The sequence below is a fragment of the Arthrobacter sp. D3-18 genome (genome assembly GCF_054408525.1).
This window is the reverse complement of sequence record NZ_CP096439.1, coordinates 177,061-198,913: the sequence shown is the minus strand read 5'-3', so window position 1 is coordinate 198,913 and position 21,853 is coordinate 177,061. Positions and strand designations below refer to the sequence as shown.

At 60.1% G+C, this 21,853-nt stretch carries 18 protein-coding genes; 15 read left to right on the top strand and 3 right to left on the bottom strand.

Annotation, left to right across the window (positions count from 1 at the left end):
• Positions 1-13: 13 nt before the first annotated feature.
• The 9 genes from M1D89_RS00880 to M1D89_RS00840 all read left to right on the top strand — a co-directional run bounded on the left by M1D89_RS00880 (position 14) and on the right by M1D89_RS00840 (position 11,633).
• Complete coding sequence (locus M1D89_RS00880) at positions 14-1,330, top strand: cytochrome P450 (RefSeq protein ID WP_498643904.1); 1,317 nt, start codon at positions 14-16, stop codon at positions 1,328-1,330.
• Positions 1,331-1,368: 38 nt separating this feature from the next.
• Complete coding sequence (locus tag M1D89_RS00875; RefSeq protein ID WP_498643902.1) at positions 1,369-2,643, top strand: alpha-hydroxy acid oxidase; 1,275 nt, start codon at positions 1,369-1,371, stop codon at positions 2,641-2,643.
• Between the two features lie 8 nt (positions 2,644-2,651).
• Positions 2,652-4,322 carry a thiamine pyrophosphate-binding protein gene (locus M1D89_RS00870; RefSeq protein ID WP_498643900.1) on the top strand — a complete coding sequence of 557 codons (1,671 nt, stop codon included), beginning with the start codon at positions 2,652-2,654 and terminating at the stop codon, positions 4,320-4,322.
• A gap of 141 nt (positions 4,323-4,463) precedes the next feature.
• The gene (locus M1D89_RS00865) at positions 4,464-5,846 is read left to right on the top strand and encodes an MFS transporter (protein ID WP_498643898.1); all 1,383 of its coding nucleotides are present in this window, start codon (positions 4,464-4,466) and stop codon (positions 5,844-5,846) included.
• A gap of 135 nt (positions 5,847-5,981) precedes the next feature.
• Positions 5,982-7,370 carry an FAD-binding oxidoreductase gene (locus tag M1D89_RS00860; RefSeq protein ID WP_498643896.1) on the top strand — a complete coding sequence of 463 codons (1,389 nt, stop codon included), beginning with the start codon at positions 5,982-5,984 and terminating at the stop codon, positions 7,368-7,370.
• A 377-nt stretch (positions 7,371-7,747) separates the two neighbouring features.
• Positions 7,748-8,845: an ATP-binding protein gene (locus tag M1D89_RS00855; protein WP_498643894.1), complete on the top strand. Its 1,098-nt coding sequence runs from the start codon at positions 7,748-7,750 to the stop codon at positions 8,843-8,845.
• A gap of 256 nt (positions 8,846-9,101) precedes the next feature.
• Complete coding sequence (locus M1D89_RS00850; protein ID WP_498643892.1) at positions 9,102-10,397, top strand: SIR2 family protein; 1,296 nt, start codon at positions 9,102-9,104, stop codon at positions 10,395-10,397.
• On the top strand, positions 10,375-10,896 hold the full coding sequence (locus M1D89_RS00845) for a hypothetical protein (RefSeq protein ID WP_498643890.1): 522 nt from the start codon (positions 10,375-10,377) through the stop codon (positions 10,894-10,896). Before M1D89_RS00850 ends, M1D89_RS00845 begins: the two co-directional genes overlap by 23 nt.
• A gap of 482 nt (positions 10,897-11,378) precedes the next feature.
• Complete coding sequence (locus M1D89_RS00840; RefSeq protein WP_498643888.1) at positions 11,379-11,633, top strand: hypothetical protein; 255 nt, start codon at positions 11,379-11,381, stop codon at positions 11,631-11,633.
• Positions 11,634-12,006: 373 nt separating this feature from the next.
• On the opposite strand, the gene M1D89_RS00835 is transcribed toward M1D89_RS00840, so the two are convergent.
• Positions 12,007-12,276: an ROK family protein gene (locus M1D89_RS00835; protein ID WP_498643886.1), complete on the bottom strand. Its 270-nt coding sequence runs from the start codon at positions 12,274-12,276 to the stop codon at positions 12,007-12,009.
• Between the two features lie 112 nt (positions 12,277-12,388).
• Between M1D89_RS00835 and M1D89_RS00830 the strand changes: the two genes are divergently transcribed.
• Positions 12,389-13,390 carry a LacI family DNA-binding transcriptional regulator gene (locus M1D89_RS00830; protein ID WP_498643884.1) on the top strand — a complete coding sequence of 334 codons (1,002 nt, stop codon included), beginning with the start codon at positions 12,389-12,391 and terminating at the stop codon, positions 13,388-13,390.
• Here the strand turns inward: M1D89_RS00830 and M1D89_RS00825 are convergent.
• Positions 13,387-14,172, bottom strand: coding sequence for an SDR family NAD(P)-dependent oxidoreductase (locus M1D89_RS00825; protein ID WP_498643882.1), 786 nt, complete (start codon positions 14,170-14,172; stop codon positions 13,387-13,389). The genes M1D89_RS00830 and M1D89_RS00825 overlap by 4 nt on opposite strands.
• A 5-nt stretch (positions 14,173-14,177) precedes the next feature.
• Positions 14,178-15,032 carry a sugar phosphate isomerase/epimerase family protein gene (locus M1D89_RS00820; RefSeq protein WP_498643880.1) on the bottom strand — a complete coding sequence of 285 codons (855 nt, stop codon included), beginning with the start codon at positions 15,030-15,032 and terminating at the stop codon, positions 14,178-14,180.
• 191 nt (positions 15,033-15,223) lie between these two features.
• On the opposite strand from M1D89_RS00820, the gene M1D89_RS00815 reads away from it, so the two are divergent.
• The 5 genes from M1D89_RS00815 (at position 15,224) to M1D89_RS00795 (ending at position 21,753) form a co-directional block, all read left to right on the top strand.
• On the top strand, positions 15,224-16,525 hold the full coding sequence (locus M1D89_RS00815) for an MFS transporter (RefSeq protein WP_498643878.1): 1,302 nt from the start codon (positions 15,224-15,226) through the stop codon (positions 16,523-16,525).
• 65 nt (positions 16,526-16,590) lie between these two features.
• On the top strand, positions 16,591-18,348 hold the full coding sequence (locus M1D89_RS00810) for an FAD-dependent oxidoreductase (protein ID WP_498643874.1): 1,758 nt from the start codon (positions 16,591-16,593) through the stop codon (positions 18,346-18,348).
• 653 nt (positions 18,349-19,001) lie between these two features.
• Positions 19,002-19,943: an ABC transporter substrate-binding protein gene (locus tag M1D89_RS00805; RefSeq protein WP_498643872.1), complete on the top strand. Its 942-nt coding sequence runs from the start codon at positions 19,002-19,004 to the stop codon at positions 19,941-19,943.
• Positions 19,940-20,947, top strand: coding sequence for an amino acid ABC transporter permease (locus M1D89_RS00800; protein WP_498643870.1), 1,008 nt, complete (start codon positions 19,940-19,942; stop codon positions 20,945-20,947). The genes M1D89_RS00805 and M1D89_RS00800 overlap by 4 nt, the downstream gene beginning before the upstream one ends.
• Entirely contained in the window at positions 20,944-21,753 is an 810-nt protein-coding gene (locus M1D89_RS00795) for an amino acid ABC transporter ATP-binding protein (RefSeq protein WP_498643868.1), read from the top strand. The genes M1D89_RS00800 and M1D89_RS00795 overlap by 4 nt, the downstream gene beginning before the upstream one ends.
• The last annotated feature ends 100 nt before the right edge of the window (positions 21,754-21,853 follow it).

Here is a 21,853-nt window from a genome sequence, read left to right as displayed (position 1 = left end):
CCAGGAGTGCTCAATGACGACCCCCGCAGGAACTTGCCCCTTCGGTTTCACTGCCGACGATGCTCCAGCATCCGGCCTGGCACTAAACACCGGAGATGCTATGTCCGCCCTCAAAAAAGCAGCGATCACTGTCGCCGCCGATTCCACCTCTTCTGACGCCCCAGAGGCGGCATGGCTGGACCCCGCCGAGATGATGGCTGATCCCTATCCCACTTATGAACGTCTGCGGCGAGAGTCTCCCGTAGCGTGGGTTCCTGCGCTCAACAGATACCTCGTTAGTTCCTACGAACTCTGTCACGAGATTGAAATGGATCAGGAGACGTTCTCGGCAGATGTCGGCGGGTCGACCATGAATCGGGCTCTCGGTGCCAGGCCGATGCTCCGTAAGGACGACCCCGAACACGCGACGGACCGTGCCGCGGTCAACCCTGTTCTTCGCCCCAAGAACATCAAAGAATCGTGGGCGCCGGTGTTCGAACGCAATGCGCGCCGATACCTTGAGGTTCTCGAAGGGGAGGGCCCCGACAGCGCTGACCTGAATCGTGATTACGCCGCTCCGGTGGCTTCACAAAACCTCATCGATCTCCTGGGCCTAAAAGACGTCGACGTGGACCAAATGCGGCGGTGGTCCCACGATTTCATCGCGGGAACCGGCAATGTGCTGGATGACCCTGACATCTGGCGGCGTTGCGATGCGTCCCAGTCCGAGCTGGACGAGCTGTTGGACGAACTCATTCCGTACTATGCGGCCAACCCTGATGGCTCGATGACGTCGGCCTTGGCGAACAGTGGCCTTCCTCATTCGAACGTCGCTTCCAACATCAAGCTAACGATCGCTGGCGGCATGAACGAGCCCCAGCACATGATTACCAATATTGTCTGGGCCCTCAGCCGGGATACATCCCTCCTGGAATCAGCAGCCCACGATCCGGCACTCTGGCCCTCAATTTTCGACGAGGCCGTACGGTGGCTTTCCCCCATCGGAATGTACCCACGTGAAACCACGCGGGAGACAACGCTGGGGGGCGTACGCCTCCCGGCTGGCGCCAGCATCGGAGTAGTTGTCGGGTCAGCAAACCGGGATACGAAGGTGTTCGGCGCAACCGCCGACGTCTTTGACCCCCTTCGACCAAAACAAGCGCATCTGGGTTTCGGCAGCGGAGTGCACCTGTGCGCAGGACACTGGGCAGCCAAAATCGCCATCGGGCAGATTGCTGTTCCCCTCGCCTACGAACGATTCCCCGGCCTCCGCACCGATTCTCGCAGAAACCCTGAATGGGATGGCTGGGTCTTCCGTGGCCTCACCAGCCTCCCCATTACATGGAACTAAGCCAGCACCAGGTTTCACCACTAATCGATCGGACGGCCATGGAACGGCAAGTACCCAGCGTGGACAGCCTCCGCGAACTACTGCATTTCAAACCCATCGACATCAACCGCCGGCGGGCACGCATCAACTCCGCAACAACCATCAACGACCTCCGGAGAATCGCACGCAGGCGAACTCCCAAGGCAGCTTTTGATTACGTAGACGGTGGCTCGTTCAGCGAGTCAACCCAGAAGCGTAACCGGGAAGCCTTCGAGCACGTTGAGTTCGTCCCACACGTCCTTCGAGATGTCACCAGCGTTGACCTCTCCGGGTCCATAGCGGGCACGGATTTTTCCATGCCTGCGGGCATCGCCCCGACGGGCCTCACCAGGCTAGCCCCCGCCGAAGGAGAAATCGCCGGTCGCCTGGCATCCGCAGCGGCGGGAATACCTTTCGCTCTTTCGACCATGGGAACCACTTCCATCGAGGATGTATCAGCTGCAGCTCCTACCGCCGTCAACTGGTTCCAGCTCTATCTGTGGAAAGACCGTGCCCGGTCCCTCGAACTGATCGAGAGGGCCGCGAAGGCGGGCTACTCAGCCCTCATTGTCACCGTCGACACCCCGGTCGGAGGCGCTCGTTACCGGGACGTCAAAAACGGGATGACCTTGCCGCCGACTCTCTCGCTGAAGACGATTCTTGACGCGTCGTACCGCCCCGAATGGTGGATAAATTTCCTGACTACAAAGCCGCTGGGTTTCGCCAACTTCGACAGCAGCCATGGTTCCGTATCCGAGCAGGCAAACGCCATGTTCGATGCATCCCTGAACTTCCAGGATTTGGCCTGGCTCAGGACTGCCTGGAACGGAAAGCTCATCGTCAAAGGAATTCAAACTCCCGCTGACGCCGTACGGGCCTTCGACGCAGGAGCCGACGCAGTCGTCGTCTCCAACCATGGAGGACGCCAATTGGACCGGGCACCCGTGCCCTTCCTCTCACTACCGGCGATCCGCGAAAAAGTAGGGCCGGACGCAGAAATCATCATCGATTCGGGAATCATGTCCGGCGGGGACATCATCGCTTGCATAGCTGCAGGTGCGAACTTCACGCTCATCGGTCGGGCATACCTCTATGCCCTGATGGCCGGCGGTCAGGAGGGTGTAGACCGGGCACCACAGATTCTCGCTGCTGAAATGAAGATCATCATGCAACTCCTGGGCGTCACCAACTTGGCTGATCTGACACCTGACCACATCCGGAGTTATCCGCCCTCAGCGCCGTGGCGTAACAACGAAACACTCGTCAGCCTGGGCATCCCTGCACCACTCCCCTAAGGACATTCATGTTTTTCAACCAACAAACCGTCTCCGATGTCGTAGCAGACATCGTCGCCGAGCGATGCGATGCGGTATTCGGCCTCATGGGCAACGGCAACGCGCACCTGCTCAGCAACCTCACCACCCGGGGAACAACATTCATCAGCGCACGCCATGAATCCGGAGCTGTCGCGATGGCGGACGCCTATTACCGGGCATCTGGAAGAGCCACCGTTGCCACAACCACCTACGGAGCTGGTTTCACGAACACGCTTACCGCGCTCACCGAGGCGAGGATGGCCCGTATCCCTCTGGTCCTCATAGTTGGAGATGCGCCCGCAGTTCGCCGCCCAATCGACATCGACCAAGAAATGGTCGCGGAAGGTCTTGGCGTTCAAACACTGACCATCACAGCCAGCAACGCTGCAGCAATGACTCATCAGGCATTCGAACTTGCATACCGCACCTCTTCCCCCGTCATCCTGGCCATCCCCTACGACATCGCAGCAGCCGCCGCAGAGCCAGCAACACCCGTGACCCCATTGCCTCATTACGTCCTGCCGCAGGCCAGCGCTGAAGACGTTGCACGCATCGCCAGTCTTCTCCGGCAGGCCGAACGCCCCCTGATCTTGGGTGGGCGCGGTGCGCTGGAAGCAGGCGCAGCAGAAAATTTGCGGGATATAGGAGATGACTTGGGCGCACTGTTTGCCACCTCAGTCATGGCACGGAACCTCTTCGACTCCCCTTGGGACCTGGGTATCGCGGGCGGGTTCGCCAGGGCTGGGGCCCATGACCTGCTCCGCCAGGCCGATGTCGTCCTAGCCGTGGGCGTCAGTCTCAACACCTTCCAAATGCGCTACGGAACACTGTTCTCCTCAGCCCAATCCATTGTGCAAGTAGACACGCAGGCAGCCCAAACACACGCCAGCGTGACAGAGTACGTCCAAGCCGACGCCCAGGATTTCGCCAACAAACTGCTCCATGCCCTACGGGCTGTTCCTCCCCGCACCAGCTCGTCCTGGCGACTCAACGAACCAAGAGTTGCGGCACGGGAAATCTTCGACGAACCATCATTCAACGAAACTGCAGATGACGGACGGCTGGACCCACGTCCGTTCGCTCAGGCACTCGACAACATACTCCCGGCCAAACGGACCATCGTTCAGGACGGCGGCCACTTCCTCGGATGGATGCCGATGTACGCCTCGGTGCCCGACGCACGATCACTCATACTAAGCGGCACCGCCTACCAAGTCATCGGGCTCGGGTTCCCTTTCGCAGTAGGTGCAGCCGCAGCTCGCCCGGAACACACCACCGTTCTCATCAGCGGTGATGGCGGAGGACTCATGGCCTTGCCCGACCTCGAGACCATGATCCGAACAGTCAAGAGCGGTGTCGTTGTAGTTTTCAATGACGCCGCCTACGGCGCAGAACTTCATCAATACGCCGTAAAAGGGCTAGACAAGACCGCAATGCTCATCGACGAAGTCGACTTCGCAGCCGTAGGCCGCGCGCTGGGCGCCCAAGGCATCAAAGCCCAATCACTGGCCGACCTCGACTTCCTACGGGAATGGGTAGCTGCCGGAGCAAACGGAGTCTTCGTCCTCGACATCCCGGTCTCCCAAACCATCGTCGCGGACTACATGCGAGAAAGCGTAGAAGCGGCGTCCAAGAAGGACGCAATTCCTGCGGCCTGATCACGGGCCACAAACCTGGACCCACAACATATGACATCAGTTGCAGCGCCACCGCGGACCAGCCGATGGCAACACCAGCCCCAAAACCTCACCCTTATGGGTGAGGGTCGGGACAACACCCTTACGAACAATGGAGTTCTTATGTCATCCCAACCACTACCCCCTCGTGCCAGCCACCGCATGAGCAAAGAACAACGACGGGTGCTGGCAGGCACCCTGGTCGGTACCTCAATCGAATGGTACGACTTCTTCATCTACGCCAGCGCAGCCGCCATTGTGTTCGGTCAGTTGTACTTCAAACCCCTCGGAGCGGACAGTCCTGCACTCACCCAGCTCGTGTCCTTGGCATCAATCGGCATCAGCTTCCTTTTCCGACCACTCGGGGCAATTGTTGCCGGGCACCTCGGAGACAGGCTTGGCAGGAAGAAGATGCTGGTACTCACCCTCATCTTGATGGGTGGCGCCACAGCCGCGATGGGGGTACTGCCCACCTATGCCGAAATCGGCGTGTGGGCGCCCCTGCTCCTGATGCTGCTGCGCATCGTTCAAGGTTTCTCAGCCGGCGGAGAATGGGGTGGCGCGGCATTGATGGCGGTGGAGCACGCGCCGAACCACAAGCGCGGACTCTTCGGTGCGTTTCCTCAAATCGGTGTCCCCATAGGCATGCTTCTGGCCACGGGTGTACTTGCCGTTCTGAGCGCCACGTTGAGCCCCGCAGACTTCTTGGCATGGGGCTGGAGGATTCCGTTCCTTCTCTCGGTTCTTCTCATAGTTGTTGGCTTCTTCATCCGGCGCGCCGTGGACGAGAGTCCCGTTTTTAAGGAGCTGCTTGAGCGTCGCAGCGAGTCCTCCGCCCCCTTGGCCAGACTCTTCAAATCCAACAGCAAGCAGGTTCTTCAGTCCGCACTGATCTTTATGGGCAACAACGCGGCCGGCTACGTACTTATAGCGTTCATCGCTTCGTATGCCACCACAAAATTAGGAATGGACCGGTCGCAGGTCCTGCTTATGACCACCGTAGCTGCGGCAGCATGGTTGATTACGACGATCTGGAGCGGCGCACTGTCAGACAAAATCGGCCGGATCAGGACATTCCAAATCGGCTACGTCGCCCTCATCGTATGGATGGTGCCATTGTTTTTCCTCATCGACACCGCCAACATCTGGCTCCTTGGCCTCGGCGTCGTCGTGATGACCGTCGGGCTCGGCTTTGCCTACGGTCCAATGTCAGCTCTGTACGCCGAAATGTTCCCCGTGGAAGTGCGCTATTCGGGCGTATCCATCGGATATGCTATCGGAGCAATTCTCGGTGGAGCATTCGCGGCAACGGTTGCGCAGGCGCTCCTGGACGCGACATCCTGGTCGCCCTCCGTAGGGCTGTACGTCATTGCCCTGAGCTTGATCTCACTTGTGGCTGTAAGCACAGTTCGCGAAACACGTGGAGTGGATCTAGGGGTCGAGGGTTCCGACGTAAACACAGAACCTAAGACTCAGCAAGATTCGAACGCGACAAAAATGGCCTAAGCCTCAGTCCTGGGGTGAGCAGACAGGGAAATCGCCCTGTCCGCTCCCCTCAGCTCGGCGCACTGAAAACCCGGGCGGACAGGGCTCGAGCAGCCCTCTCCGCCTTTGCTCGAGTCCACGCATGGGAGGCGTGCTTTGACCACATTCATCGAGACAATTCGAAGTTCATTCCCTGCTGAAAAGTTCAGCACCACCGAATCCAATCTCCATAAATACTCTGTCGATGAAGGCCCTGTACAGGAGCGAATCAAACCGTCGGTAGTGCTCTGGCCTGAAAATATTCACGACGTGCAACTGGCTATGTGTATAGCCCATGCACACGGTGCGCCTGTCGTGACCCGCGGCGCGGGTACCGGCGTGTCAGGTGGTGCCCATGCCACCGAAGGATGCGTTGTTCTCTGTCTAGACAAGATGAATAAGATCATCGAATTAAATCCTGCGGATGAAATAGCCCGCGTCGAGGCCGGGGTGATCAATGCAGACCTTAACGCGGCCGCCGCCGTGCACGGGCTCATGTATGCACCGGATCCGGCCAGTTACAAGACCTCAACAATTGGCGGCAATATCGCGACTAACGCAGGCGGGCTGCGATGCGCCAAATATGGGGTCACGCGAGATGCCGTCCTCGCTCTCGACGTAGTCCTCGCGGACGGGAGGCTTATCCAGGTCGGGCACCGGACCGTGAAGGGCGTGGCCGGTTATGACCTCACTGGTCTCTTCGTTGGTTCAGAAGGGACTCTTGGTGTCATCGTGGGAGCCACTGTCCGCCTGAGATACTTGCCTGTTGAAACGCGGACAGTTGCTGCATTTTTTCCCGACATAAAATCAGCGGCCGTCGGTGTCCAGGCCATCGCAACTAAAAGGGTTCAACCCGCCATCCTGGAACTTCTGGACGAGGGAACCCTTAGACAACTGGATGAACAACAAGGTTCGGCGCTGCGAGCCCGTGGCGCCTGCCTGCTGCTCGTACAAACCGACGGACATGGCGCAACCGTGGAGGAGCAAATTATCCGGGAAGCTCTTACCGTCCTTGGCGCAGACGTCACCAGGGAAACAAGTGCCGAAGCCGAAGCATTAGTTGAGCTACGTCGGCACAGCCGGGGCGCAGAAGTTGAAACCGTCATCAGAGTCGGCGAAGACGTGGCGGTGCCCAAATCCCGCCTAGGTGAGTACATAGGGGAACTTGAGCGCATCGCAAATCAACGCGAAATCGGCCTGAAAGTCGTCGCGCATGCGGGAGATGGAAATCTGCATCCCACATTTTGGGTTCCCTCAACCAGTACCCACCTTGTGCCGCAGCTTGATGCAGCCCTTGACGAGTCGGTTCGGGTAGGCCTGGCACTCGGCGGAACCATAACCGGTGAACACGGCATCGGACAATACAAAGTGAAGTGGCTACCGTGGGAACAAAGCGAGGAAGTGCTCGACATTCAACGCCGAATCAAAGCAGTCTTGGATCCCAAGGCACTTCTGAACCCCGGAAAGGTTTTACCCGAGCGTGCATCGGTCCTTTCCGCCGTATGAGGTCCTTTTAGGAGCTTCCCGGTAGGCGGGCAGCTCGTCCTACGCAAAAGGGCCTCGGCCCACTAATTCACTCGATGAGTAGGTCGGAGGAAAAGGTGACACATGGGTGCTTATCGGCGTTGGAGTGAGGCGATAAAAAGAGAATCGCTAATCCGTCCCCAACTGTTTCGGGTGTTTTCGCAGGTTGGTCCCGGGTAGTCGGTCAGCGGCCAGCGCCAATGTCATGCACGGCGGTGCGGAACTGCCCAAGCCACTGGGGGTCCAGGTCTGGTCCCCGGGGCATGGATCATCGGACGACGATCGAGTCTGGGTAGGTGGCCCTGGAGGAGTAGACTCACAGGGACTCACAAGACTCACAAGGACTCACAGGATCTGCGATGATGAACCCTTTCCGCCCTACCGCCGGCGCCACTCCCCCTGAACTCATAGGCCGCGAGGGGATGCTCGATGAGTTTGAGTATGGCCTGCAGCTTGGTTCCGGGGCGCCCGGGTTGCTGACCATCATCACAGGCGCCCGCGGCATCGGCAAGACCGCGCTGCTCAGCGCGGCCCAGGGAGCGGCCGCAGGGCAAGGGTGGGTTGTTGTTCCCGAGACGGCCACACCGGGGTTCGTCGGACGGATCGGCGAGACCATGCGGCTGCACCTGGATGAACTCGGCTCCGGCCCGGCCGGGCGCAGGATCACAGCATTGGGCGTGGCAGGTTTCACCGTGACTACCCAGTTGCCGCCGGAGCGGCAGGTTGATTGGAGGCGGCTGGGAAATCAGTTGCTGAACGTTCTTGCGGAGAAAAAGACGGGCCTGCTTTTCACCGTTGACGAAATACACTCGGCAGACCGTGCGGAACTGTCCCAGCTTGCCGCCGATGTCCAGCATTTCATTCGCGATGGGCTTCCGATAGGACTGATCTTCGCCGGTCTGCCGGCAGCGGTTTCGGATCTGCTCAACGAAGGCGTGGCAACGTTTCTGCGCCGGGCAGAGCGTATCGACCTGCACGCCGCGGCCATTGCGGAGGTTGAACGGTCCTATGCCAGCACCTTCCAAAATGCTGGCATCAGCATCAGCGCTGACTTGGTCCGGTACGCGGCTGAGGCGACCGGAGGGTACCCATTCCTGATCCAGCTCATCGGCTACCAGTTATGGCGACAAGCCGAAATCAATAACATGGCCTTGGAAAGGACAAACATCACCCAGGCCATCAATGCCGCCACCCGCCGCCACGAGGCGACAGTCATCGAGGCGGCCCTCTCCACCGCGTCAGACAAAGACAAAGACTTCTTGCGTGCCATGGCCGAAGACGACGGCCCTGTTGTTGCCGGCGATATCGGAAAACGGCTCAACGCCAAGAGCAACGTCGTCGCCAACTACCGGGCACGTCTCATAGCAGCAGGACTCATCGAAGCCCCCGCATACGGCAAGGTCGACTTCGCCATCCCCGGCCTGCGCGAGTACCTCCGCAAAACAAGCCCTCTATAAGCGAAACCTCCGGAATGATCACGGCTAGGAACTCGCCGCCGCCGTTTACTCTCCCAGCTGACGAAACGTCCATTATCGGCGTTCGACCGGACCGTCATTAGACGAGAGAATCGCTCGTCGGCTTGCGGTGGCCCCCGCCAGCAGTGCGGGCCCACGCCAACCGGCAGCAGAGCGCAAGGACCAAGGCCAGCAGGCCACAGGCGGGGCATCAGCCGTCCGGCGAACAAGATAATAGACGTTGCATTATTGTGGCGATATGACTGCTCGCACCATCGATCCCCGCATTGGGCTTGCGCTCTCCCTGCATGCCCAGCCGGGCGTCTATGCCCTCCTTATCGGCTCGGGAACATCTACGGGTGCCGGCATCCCTACGGGGTGGGGCGTCATCAAGGATCTTGTGCGACAGGCAGCAGCTGCCGAGGGCACCCCAATTAGCGCTGACGCTGGTGATGCGGAAATAGATGCCTGGTGGGCAGAGCACGGTGATGGCAATGAACTTGGCTACTCAAGGCTCCTCGAATCCCTGGGCCGAACGCCTGCCGCCCGCAGCGCGCTCCTGCACGGACACTTCGAGCCCACGGATGAAGACCGGGCCGACAATCGCAAGGTGCCCGGTACGGCGCACCACGGGATCGCTGGACTCGTCCGCCGGGGGGCCATCCGGGTCATCCTTACGACCAATTTCGATAGCCTCATTGAGCAGGCGCTAGACCAGGCATCCATTCCATACCAGGTGTTGTCCACGGAAAGCGCCATAAAAGCCCGAAAGCCGCTCCATCATGCGGAGTGCACCGTTATCAAGCTCCACGGCGATTACAAGTCCCTTGATCAGAAGAACACGCTCGCCGAGCTAACCGTCTATGGGCCCGCCACCCACCAAATCCTTCAAGAGGTTATGGAGAACTTTGGTCTGATCATCAACGGCTGGTCAGCGGACTGGGACAAAGCTCTGGTACAAGCTCTCCAAGGCAGGCAGAGTCGACGCTATCCCCTGTACTGGTCCACCTTGTATGGGCTGGGATCGGCCGCCGACGCCCTGATCGAACAACACGCGGCTGCCGTCATCAGTAATGTCACAGCCGATGAATTCTTCCCAGACATACAACAACGCCTGGATTCCTTGGATGCCTTGGCGGCGCCGCAGCTGACCGAAGACATGGCCATCGCCCGCCTGAAAAGACTCTTGCCCCATCGGGAGTCCTACATAGAAATCCGGGAACTCCTCGCCGCCGAAATAGGCCCTATTGCCACATACATCCACGGGCGCGGAGGTATGGGCCCTTCCGGGGACTACGCAGCCGTCTTCGACGATCAATGCCTATCTCTGCGTCGTAGCTCTCAGACGCTAGTGCGTCTCATTGCTACCGGTGTATCTCTTGATCGGGACCGCATCCATGCTGATCTTTGGGTGTGGGCAGTTCAACAGCTATTGAAGGCGCGCGTGCCGGTTTCCTCGTATACAGAGGCCTGGTACAACCTTGCGCACTACCCCGCACTACCCCGCACTCCTAGCCCTCCGGGCCATCGCCATGATTGCTGTCACCGAAGATAGGGAGGACGTGTTTATCCGTGCGGCAACTGAGCCGAAGTGGAAAGACGCGTACTCCCAGCGCGATCCTGAACCTGCCTTCTTAGCACTGCAGGACGAGATCGTTGTTGACTACAACCTCGCGAAAGCAGCACCACGCTGGAACGGAACACTTTGGATTTACCCTCAAAGCGAATTGATCGCGGACGATATGCAAGAGCTGATCGGCCACCTGACTGGGCCTGGCGACGACTTTAAGAGGGCTTTCTGCCAGGCCGAATACCGTATGGCCATGGCGCACACGTTCCTTACGAAAGAACACAGCACCCCCTCAGCTGGCAAGTATCTCCATGCAGCCCGTACAAGAATTTCAGGAGACAAGAACGTCTGGCGGAAAGACTTCGAGTTGCACGGCGACCACCAAGCCTGGAACTGGTCTCCATCAGCTAACGGGGAGCCAGATCCCTTTACCGCAAAGTTGGATGATTTGGACACGGTCCTAGCTAGGTCGGAGCGCTGGTAGGGACGCTGGCTCCCAGCTCCACCTGGCACCCGCGTCGCATAGAGAGGCGCTGGACTCTCGCTTCCCGAACCACGCCGCAAGGCGTCCGAAGAGTCGTGACCCGGCGGCAGAGGACAACCCGCCCAGTACCTGCGCCAAGCCAGGCTTTCCTAAGTCCCCTCCCCCAACCGCCCCGATCGATCTGCCGCTGCTGGAGGCCTGCTAAGTTGACGGAATCTCCGTTATCGGCATTTAACTAGGACGAGTTCAAACAGATGAGAGAACCCGTCCATGTGCGTTTTGCTGTGTTTTCCCATGTCAGGGACCAGCCCGAACTCCTTGAGGAAAAAAGATCGGTCGATAGTTATTGTCGTCGACGTCGGCCCAGCCGTCCGTCGTAGCCTGCGTTGGAGTAAACCTGTGCGTAGGATGATTGCCGTGGGAAGGGGACGCTGCTGCTGTTCGCAGGTCTGCTCTCCTCGCTCTATATTTTCTCGGCCGCCGTGCAGGCACCTCTCATCTTCCACGCACTATTGCTGTGCGTAGGTGCGAGTACTCTGCTTTTGCAGACCTTGGCCAACTCCACGGTGCAGATCGCCGCCCCCGGCAGCATGCTGGGGCGCATCATGGGTATTTACGAGCTCGTCTGGTTCGGCGGTGCCGCCATTGGGGGCCCCTTCTCGGCAATGTTGTTGAGCATTTCGGTCCCCCCGCCGGCATGTTGCTCGCCGGTGCCTTACCTGCCATCGCCACGCTGATAATCGCAGCGAGGCTCAGCATAACGACGCGACGATCATTGCGCTCCAGCCCGCAGCCGCAGGTCGTTTCTTGCCAGAAGCCATCAAAACGCTTTGCCGCTGAGGAGCATCCACAGGATAGGACCATTCCACTTGCTCCACCCTGCAAGGGGCAAGATCTCCCAGAAACACGGGGGCCACGTTCTGAAAGGGATCATCCTTGAATGACAAATTAGAACGATCATTTGGTGCCTCAACTGCAATAGGAGATCAAGGCACAGGACTCGTCATCCCCGTTGACGTGATCCATGCCGTCGATAGGACGGAAATCTCCCAGCGGACCGCAGACCGTCCCTGCCGCGGACTATCGCTCCCTGATCGACGATCTCGAAACCTAATGCCTCCCAAAGTCCTGCAGATGCCGGCCAAGGCCAAACCAGCGGTCCCCCAGCGCGTGGACCCTCGGGTGGTGATCCACCAGTACTGGAACTCCGTACCGCCCCTGGAGCCGGGCACCGACCTGGAGTCCGTTCAGCCCGGGCGTCAGGTGCATGGAGATGATGGTGCCTGTGGTGGCATCAACCATGCCTGCAGCCCCCACGCCGATGCCGCTAATTTTCCGCCCAACGAAACACTCATCGGCGGATTCTTCAATGGCTGCCATGATGGCCTCGCCGGAAGCGTCCCGTGCGTAGGCACAGGCGAACGTTCAATAGCATCCACAGGGGACTCTGCCGCCGCGGACCCGAGCTGATCTGGTGAAATACGATGGTGGAATGGTAACCAGCGTTGACGTGGCCCGTCATTTGGGATTGTCGCAGTCGACAGTGTCTCGTGCCCTTCGTGGCCATCCATCCGTTGCCCCAGCCACGAAAGCGCGGATTCTTTCCGTGGCGAGGGAGCTTGGGTATGTGCCTGATGCCGCTGCCCGGATGATGGTGACGCGGCGGACACACGCCGTTGGTGTGGTTGTTGCTGACCTGACCAGCCCTATTTATCCGGTCATTGTGGAGTCGTTGCAGAACCGGCTTCTTGAGCGCGGGTATCGGATGGTCCTCATCCGGGACCCGGACATTTCACCTGACCCTGAGGCAGTTGACGTCCTGGACAGTGCAACGGTGGACGGAATGATTTTTGTTTCGGCGCGGGAATCTTCTGCCGCCGTCCGCAGAGTGTTGGAGCGTGGGACACCTGTGGTGTTGCTCAGCCGTGACGATACAACTGTTGAAGTCGAGGCAGTGCTTGCCGATGACCGACGCGCTGGCGAGATCGTTGTGGCCCATCTCGAAGGCCTGGGACACAAGAGCATCGGTGTCCTGACCACTCTGCGGGACCGGTCCAATGGCCGGGACCGTGAGGACGGGTTCCGGGCGGCCATGGGACGGCGTGGGCTTCAGGTTCGTGAGGACTGGATTCGCCATCTGCGGCTAACCCATGAAGAGGGGGTCCGGGCCGCGCTGGAGTTGTTGGACACCCAGGACCGGCCGACGGCAATGTATTGCGTGACGGATGCCTTGGCGTTTGCCGTGTTGGACGCGGCTGCGCAACTGGGGATCAGTGTTCCCCAGCAGCTTTCGGTGGTGGGATTCGATGATTCGGGGCCGGCGCGGTGGGCCTTCATCAACCTCACCACAGTGCATCAGCCGATCCCGGAGATGTCGTATCTGGCAGTGGACCGTCTTGCTGGGAGGATCGAAGGCGAGCCTCCCAGCGAAGCGATGAAGTCCGTGTTTCCGGTCCATTTGCAGGTGCGCGCAACGACGGGCCCGCCGGCTTAGGCCGTGTTACGGCCGCCGCTGAGGTCCAGTGTCTGGCCTGTCATGTAGCTGGCCTCGGTGGATAGCAGCCATGTGGCCAAAGCCGAGAATTCCTCCGGTAGCCCGACTCTTCCCATCGGAACCTTGGCAAGGAGTTGGGCGTTTCGTTCCGGGCTCAGGTCCTGAAGGAGCCGGGTCTTCATCATGGACGGAGCGATGGAATTGACCGTAACACCATAAGGGGCCACCTCTTTCGCTGCCGTTTTCACCAGTGCAACAAGGCCAGCCTTGGACGCAGAGTATGCCGCCTGATGCGGATTCCCTTCACGCGCGGAAATGGATGACAGGATGGCAATCCTGCCGTAGGCCTGCTTGGTGAGGACCGGCAGGACGCTGGCCAAGCCGTGGAGGCAGCCGTCCAGATTCACGCTCAGGGTCCTGGCCCATCCCTCTGCCGGCATCTCCGTCACGGGAACCTCCGGCCCCTGGATGCCGTGGGCAAACAGCGCCCCGTCGATCCTTCCGTACCGCTGCAGAATAGCCTGCACGCTGTGGTCCCAGTCCTGCCTTTGGGTGACATTCAGGGCCATGCAGTTCGACGGACCGCTGCCATCGCCCCGTCCGCCGGCATGGACATCCGTGCATACAACTGTGGCACCTTCGCGTGCCAGCCGGTCCGCGGTGTCCGAGCCGAGGCCGCCGGCGGCGCCGGTCACCAGGATCACCTGGTCCTGAAAGCGACCGGGCCAATAGGTCTCCGGGGTGGCGGTTCGGGTTGTTTTTTCCTGGGTGAGTTCGCTCATGGTGTTCACTTCGCTTCGGTTTTCAGGGAGGTGCGGGTCAGCGTTGCGGCTGCCTCATAGAGGTGTTGGAGGTGGGCAACTGTGCCATGCGCCTCTACAGCCAAGACGTCAGGGACTTCGACGCTGACCGGCGTGTCCGGGAAGAGGTCCAGGATCTCCCTGAGGGGGAAGACACCCTCCCCTGGGGCAAGCCTCTTTGAGCGGGATTCGATCTGCCGAGGTGATCCGTTGACGTCCTGTCCCAAGGGCATGGCACGCGGGACCGGCAAGTCCGGGGTGTCGGCTGGGCCGTCACACAGCTGGATAACAGTCACTGCCCCTGACGGAAGATCCTCCAGCTCCGCAATCCGGCCGCCGGCACGCACGAAGTGAAGAACATCGAGCATGATTCCGCATCCCGTCTGCTGGACAAGCAGTCCCGCCGCAGGCACGGATGCCAGAGGCTGATAGGAGATCGGCTCAACGGAAGGCCTGATCCCGAACGCGCGGGCATCTTCGACCAGCGCCGCAAGGCTATCCCTTAGCCGGCCCACCTCCGGATCACTCCCGATCACGTTCAAAACACTCGCACCCAGGGCAGCTCCCGCTTCAAGCATGGGCTCCCATTCGGCGCGTCCACGATTCCCGTTGAGCGTGAATACCTCTACATCACGCACCGCCATTCCCGTCCCTGCGAGACGATCAAGCGTCTGTACAAACAGGGGGGAGCCAACCGCCATGGGGTAGGTCGATTCGCCTTTGGTCGCCGGGTAAACGCGGATGCCGACAGAGGTGAAGCCGGCGTTGGCCGCAGCCTGGACCAGTTCAGGCGGGCTCAGATGCAACGCTGACAAGTGGGCCAGGCCAATGGTTCTGTTCATGTCTTCCGTCCTGCTCAATGGGTGTTTGACCGCGATCCAACGATGCGCGTATGATCAAAATCACTAAATGACTACGTAGTCATTAAAGCACTCATCCCGCTCGCCAGCAAAGGTGCAGCCGAGCTACAGAAAGGTTGCGGTGAACCGCAATGACGAGTCCCCAAACCCCCAGCACAGGGAGCACTGCCGCCATGAGCACTCCCACCCATCCCCCGGTAACGATCAGCGCCAAGGCCGGCCGCCGTGCGGCACTGGCGAGCACAGTCGGCGCAGTCGTTGACTGGTACGACTTCTTTCTCTACGGCACAGCCGCTGCCGTTGTCTTCGGTCCCCTGTACTTCCCGTCGGACAACCAAGTTGCCGGTCTGCTGGCATCCATGGGTTCCTTCGCTGTCGGTTTCCTGTTCCGCCCGCTGGGCGGGGCCATCTTCGGCCACTTCGGTGACAAGTACGGCCGCCGCACCATGCTCTTCATCACCGTCATCATGATGGGCCTGGCCAGCACGGCCATCGGATTGCTCCCCAGCTATGCGGCAATCGGTGTCGCAGCACCCATCCTTCTTGTGACCCTGCGGGCCATTCAAGGCATCGCTGTCGGCGGTGAATGGGGCGGCGCGGCCCTGATGGCGGTGGAAAACGCACCCGCTGGCAAGCGGAACTTCCTGGCCACCGGTGTCCAGATCGGCTCCTTCCTCGGCTTGCTGCTCGGCACCGCGGCGTTCTCACTGGTCACCGCCATGACCACCCCTGAACAGTTCCTTGCCTGGGGTTGGCGCCTGCCATTCGTGATCAGCATCCTCTTTGCCCTGGTCGGCCTCTGGATCAGGGCGGGCGTGCCGGAATCAGCGGAATTCGCCGCGGTCAAAGAGGAACACAAGGCCGCACAGGCACCTTTGGCCGAAGCCCTGCGAACAAGCCCCAAAAAGATCCTGGCAGTGATCGGCATGAGAATGGTGGACCAAAGCACCTTCTACATGGGCTTCACGTTCTCGCTTGCCTACGTCAAGAACTTCACAGACACCCCGTCCTCCACCGTCCTGACCGCATCCATGGTTGCCATGGTCCTGGCCATCCCGTTCCTGGCCCTCTGGGGACGACTCGCCGATAAGTTCGGCCGGAAGTGGTTCTACATCATCGGCCCACTGGCCGCAGCACTTGCAGCAGCCCCGTTCTTCGCAGCCCTTGAAAGCGGCGATCTGTTCCCGATGATCCTTGGCTTCGTCGCGTTGATCAACCTCGGACACAACATCTCCACCTGCGTCCAGCAAACGTGGTTCACCGACATGTTCGACGTCCGGATCCGATACAGCGGCGCAGGATTTGCGTACGCATTGGCTGGCGCGGTCGGTGGTTTCATTCCCCTGATCGCCACCGCCCTGATGGCAAGCAGCGGCAGCTGGGTCCCGGCAGCAGCACTCCTTGCAGGGCTATGCCTCATAGCACTGGTCTCCAGCCTTTGGTCCTATAAGTGGGCCAACAAGGAACACCGCTAAACCCAAAGCAGTACCCAACCAGCCCCTGCACGCGACCAACCAACAAAACTGAAGGCCAGAACAGAGTGAAGACCCCCAAAACCAGTGAATCATGCGCAACCTCCGGCACCACGTTGGACTGCGACGTCCTCGTCATCGGATCGGGCGCAGGCGGCCTCTCAGCTGCGGTCACAGCGGCCTACCACGGACTGAAAGTCATCGTCGCGGAAAAGGCGGACGTTTGTGGCGGTGCCACGTCCTGGTCCGGCGGCTGGGCCTGGACCCCGGGAAACCCCTTGGCCAAAGCAGTCGGAATCAACGAGGACCCCGAACTCTTCCGCACCTACCTGCACCACCGCCTCGGCACGAACTACAACGCGGAAAGGATCGAGGCCTTCCTGGAAGCAGTCCCCCACATGGTCGGGTTCTTCCACAACAAGACCAGCCTCCAATTCGTTCCCGGGGCCAAGATCAAAGACATCTATGGCCAGACCCCCGGCGCGGGCACCGGAAACCGCTCTGTCGGCCCCAAACCCCTCAACGCACGAAACATCAAGCCCCAGCTACGGGCAAAGGCACGCCACCAACTCTACGAAACCTCATTCCTGGGCATGGGCATCATGGCCGGACCTGACCTCACCAAATTCCTCTCCGCATCCCAGGGCAACATCCAAGGCCTGCTCCATGCGACATGGCGCGTGGGACTCCACGTTCTGGATCTGCTCATCCATCGTCGGAACATGCAACTCGTCAACGGCACCGCCCTCACCGCCAGGCTCTTGAAATCAGCTGACGATCTTGGTGTTGACATCCGCGTCTCCACACCAGCCAAACACCTCCTCACCGACAAGAAAGGCAACGTGAGCGGCGCCATCGTACATTCACCCGATGGAAGCTACACCATCAACGCTTCGCGCGGCGTCGTGCTCGCCACGGGCGGCTTCCCCAACGACGCGGCCCGCCGCGCCGAACTATTCCCTAGTACGCCTACCGGTCAAGAACACTGGACCCTGGCTCCCCAGGAAACCACCGGAGATGGCATAGCGATGGCGCAGGCCGTCGGCGCCAGCTTTGACACCAACGTCGAATCGCCCGCCGCCTGGTGCCCGGTCTCCCTGGTTCCCTACCGCAACGGCCGCACAGGAACATTCCCCCACATCATGGACCGGGCCAAACCAGGCAGCATCGGCGTGCTCCGCAACGGCAAACGGTTCGTCAACGAAGCCAACGGCTACTACGACTACGTCGAAGGAATGCTCAAAGCAACGCCCGACGGCGAACCGGTCGAAGCCTGGCAAATCGCCGACGCCGCCTACGTCCGCAAGTTTCCCTTGGGAATGGCCAAACCACTACCCGTCCCGCTGTTCCCCTACCTCCAATCCGGCTACCTCAAAAAGGGCGACACCATCGAAGAACTCGCCAGTGCCTGCGGCATCGATCCTGAAGCCTTGGCACAGACCGTGGCGGACTTCAACGAAAACGCCCGCAACGGCATCGACCCCGAATTCAACCGGGGAACCACCGAATTCAACCGCTACGGCGGAGACCCGAAGAACACACCCAACCCATCCCTCCGCCCCTTGGAAAAGGGACCTTTTTACGCCGTCAGGGTTCTCCCCGGCTCCTTCGGCACCTTCGCAGGCCTTGCCACCGATCCACGCGCACGTGCCTTGGACAACGCAGGGCGAGCCATCAATGGACTCTACGTCGCCGGCAACGACCAAGCATCAGTCATGGGAGGCCACTACCCCGCCGGAGGCATCAACCTCGGCCCCGCCCTCACCTTCGGATACATCGCCGGACGCGACCTGGCCGGCGTCACGGACTACGAAGATGAGTACTAAGCGTCCTCAGCAGGCCCACTGCCACGAATTCATGCTCCTTCGTGATTTCAGGAGCCTTCGGAGTACCCAGTGGAGGACCTAAAGCCCGACTTGGGGAGACACCTTGAGGTGCTTGCCAAACGCTTAGTTGTGAGCCAGACGCTAAAGAAGCCCTGAGCAAAAGAATTGCTAATCCATGAACCCAGTCTGATATAAGAAAACTTGCCCATTGATATATTGGCGGGATATTCCGGCGAAGGAACCAAAAGTTCCGTGACGGCAACTCGAGTGGACAAGCCAACCATTTGTTTCTGTAGCTCGACGCAAGACGACTTCCGTACGCCCAAAGTCGCGGCAGGGACGGGGCCCACCTGGTGCAGACCGATTCCCGAGCAGTGGACGCACTCGTCCTGGATCCCTCACGAAGCTGAATGGATGGCTGTGTACACGACAAATGACACTGGCCTCGGTCCTTTGAATTGTCCAAATATCCCAATGCCCGGCAGGGCCAGAATGCTGCATTAACAGATGAAGATTCCGTAATTGTCTGCATGGACGACTCCCTGCTCATGCCCATTCTCTCCGAGCGGTCAGGTCGACGATGATCTGGCTGACCAACATGATCCGGCGGCTGGTACGAAGACAGCGCCATACTTCAATTGAAGGACAACGACATGATTCTCTCCCTTAAACTCGCTATGAAAGGGTTCGTCGTGCTGGCCGCCGGCGCCCTTGCATTGACAGGATGCACGAACGCCTCTGAGGCCGCGCCAGGGGGTTCGGGCAACGGTTCCGCATCAGGCCCGGCCGCCTTCGATTCGAGAACCGTCGCGAAAGACGAGGCTTTGGCCTCGCAGGTTCCTGCCGTGATCAAGTCCAAAGGAACACTCCTGGTCGCCTCCGACACGGCCTACCCGCCGGCCGAGTTCCTCGGGGGTGCGGATAACCAAACGCCGATGGGGTACGAGATGGACATTGCCAACGCCCTTTCTGCCACGCTCGGGCTTAAGGCTGAAGTCCAGTCGGCCGCATTCACTGCGATTATCCCTGCCCTGGGACCGAAATATGATCTGGGCATAAGCTCCTTCGGGATCACAGAGGAACGCCTGGAGGCTGTCAACTTTGTGAGCTACTTCCAGGCAGGTATCGCCTGGGCAACCAAGAAGGGCAACCCGAACAACTTTTCGCCCGAGAACGCCTGCGGCAGGAAGGTCGGTGCAGCGTCGGGAAGCACATTGGTCACGTTTGCGCAGGCCAAGAGCGACGCTTGTGCTGCAGCGGGCAAGGACCCTGTCGAGATCGTTCTGCTGGACAAGATGACGGACTTCCAAATCCGGGTGACCAATGGAGCCGTTGATGCGGTCATAGCAGACTCCCCTGTCGTAGGCCTCCTTGTCGATCAGTCGAACGGCACTATGGAGAAGGTCGGCAAGATCAGCGACGTCGTGCCTCAGGGCATCGCCATCGCCAAGGACGACCCCGAACTGGCGAAACTCATCCACCAGGCCATGAATAAACTCATCGCTGACGGGACCTATAAGAAGATCCTCGATACGTGGAACGTCGCCGACGGCGCCATCTCCACTTCCGAGCTCAACCCCTCGGTCGCAGAATGAATCCCACCACTACTCACCCGAGTGAGATCACCCGGTCAGGACGCGAAAGGGCGCCCGAACTGAACAGGGCCGTTCCGGTACGCCATCCCGGCCGATGGATCAGCGCATCCATCATCGTCATCAGCGTGGCCTTGGCGCTGCAGAGTTTGGCCACCAACCCCAACTTCCGTTGGGATACCTACGCCCTCTACATCCTTGACGTGAACGTTTTCCGCGGCGTCGGATGGACGCTGCTCCTCACAGTCCTCTCCATGGCGATTGCCATCGTCCTCGCGGTCCTCCTGACTTTCATGGGACAGTCCGATAATCCGATCCTGCGCTGGTCCAGCTGGTTCTGGATCTTCATCTTCCGCGGAACCCCTGTCTACACCCAGCTGGTCTTCTGGGGACTCATCTCCGTGCTGTACCCGAAGATCTCCATGGGAATCCCCTTCGGCCCGGAACTGTTCCACTTCACCACCCAGGACGTGCTCACCGCTTTTTGGGCCGCGGTTCTGGGGCTGGGACTCAACGAGTCCGCCTACCTGGCCGAGATCTTCCGCGGCGGCCTGAAAGCCGTCGACCGGGGACAGGCCGAAGCTGCCGAGGCCCTGGGCATGCGCGGCACAAAAATCCTGTGGCGCATTGTCCTGCCGCAAGCGATGCGCGTGATCGTCCCACCCACCGGAAATGAAACCATCGGCATGCTCAAGACGACCTCCATCGTCCTGGCCGTGCCGTTTACCCTGGACCTGACCTTCGTCACGACCTCCCTGGCCAGCCGGACCTACCTGCCCATCCCGCTCCTGCTCGTCGCTGCCACCTGGTACATCGTCATCACGAGCATCCTCATGGTCGGCCAGCACTACATCGAAAAGTACTACGGCAAGGGCGTGGACAACCTAACCTCCGCCCCGATTAACCGGGCCGCTGCGAAGGTTGCCGCCGCGAAGACCAGCACCGGCGACAACACCCCCGGAGGCCCCAGCCCTGCCGGGCCAACCACCGAGGAGAGCGGCCGATGAGCGCACCAGCCCACCACCTATCCCAGAACACGTCCCGTCACGAGTCAAAGGACCTGGTCACCATCGAAGGGGTGCACAAATTCTTCGGCCAACACCACGTGCTGAAGGGAATCGACATGACCGTCAAACAAGGCGAAGTGTCGGTCCTGATAGGACCATCCGGATCCGGTAAGTCAACGATCCTGCGCTGCATCAACCACCTCGAAACCATCAGCGCCGGGCGCGTAAGGGTCAACGGCGAACTCATCGGCTACCGGGAAAAAGGCGACAAGCTGCACGAGCTCCACAAAAAAGAGATCGCACAGCAACGCAGCAACATCGGCATGGTGTTCCAACGCTTCAACCTCTTCGGCCACGAAACTGCCCTGGAGAACGTCATCGAAGCACCAACCCAGGTCAAACGCCAGGACAAAACCTCCGCCAAGAAACGCGCCCACGAACTCCTTGACCGCGTCGGACTTGCCGAACGAGCCAACTTCTACCCCGCCCAACTCTCCGGCGGCCAACAACAACGGGTCGCGATCGCCCGCGCCCTCGCGATGGACCCCGAGCTCATGCTGTTCGACGAGCCCACCTCGGCCCTGGACCCCGAACTCGTAGGCGACGTCCTCAACGTCATGAAAGACCTCGCAAAATCAGGCATGACCATGATCGTCGTCACCCACGAGATCGGATTCGCCCGGGAAGTCGGCGACACACTGACCTTCATGGACAACGGAATCGTAGTCGAAACCGGCAACCCCCGCGACGTCCTCACCAACCCCCAGCAAGAACGAACACGCACCTTCCTCAGCAAAGTCCTCTAAACCCCGACAAAGCTTTGGAGCGAGCACGTCTTTACGTCCCGGAAACCTGCCCTCCTGCCCTGAGCCCAAGGAATAAGGGCGCGATCTGCGGGAGGGGTAA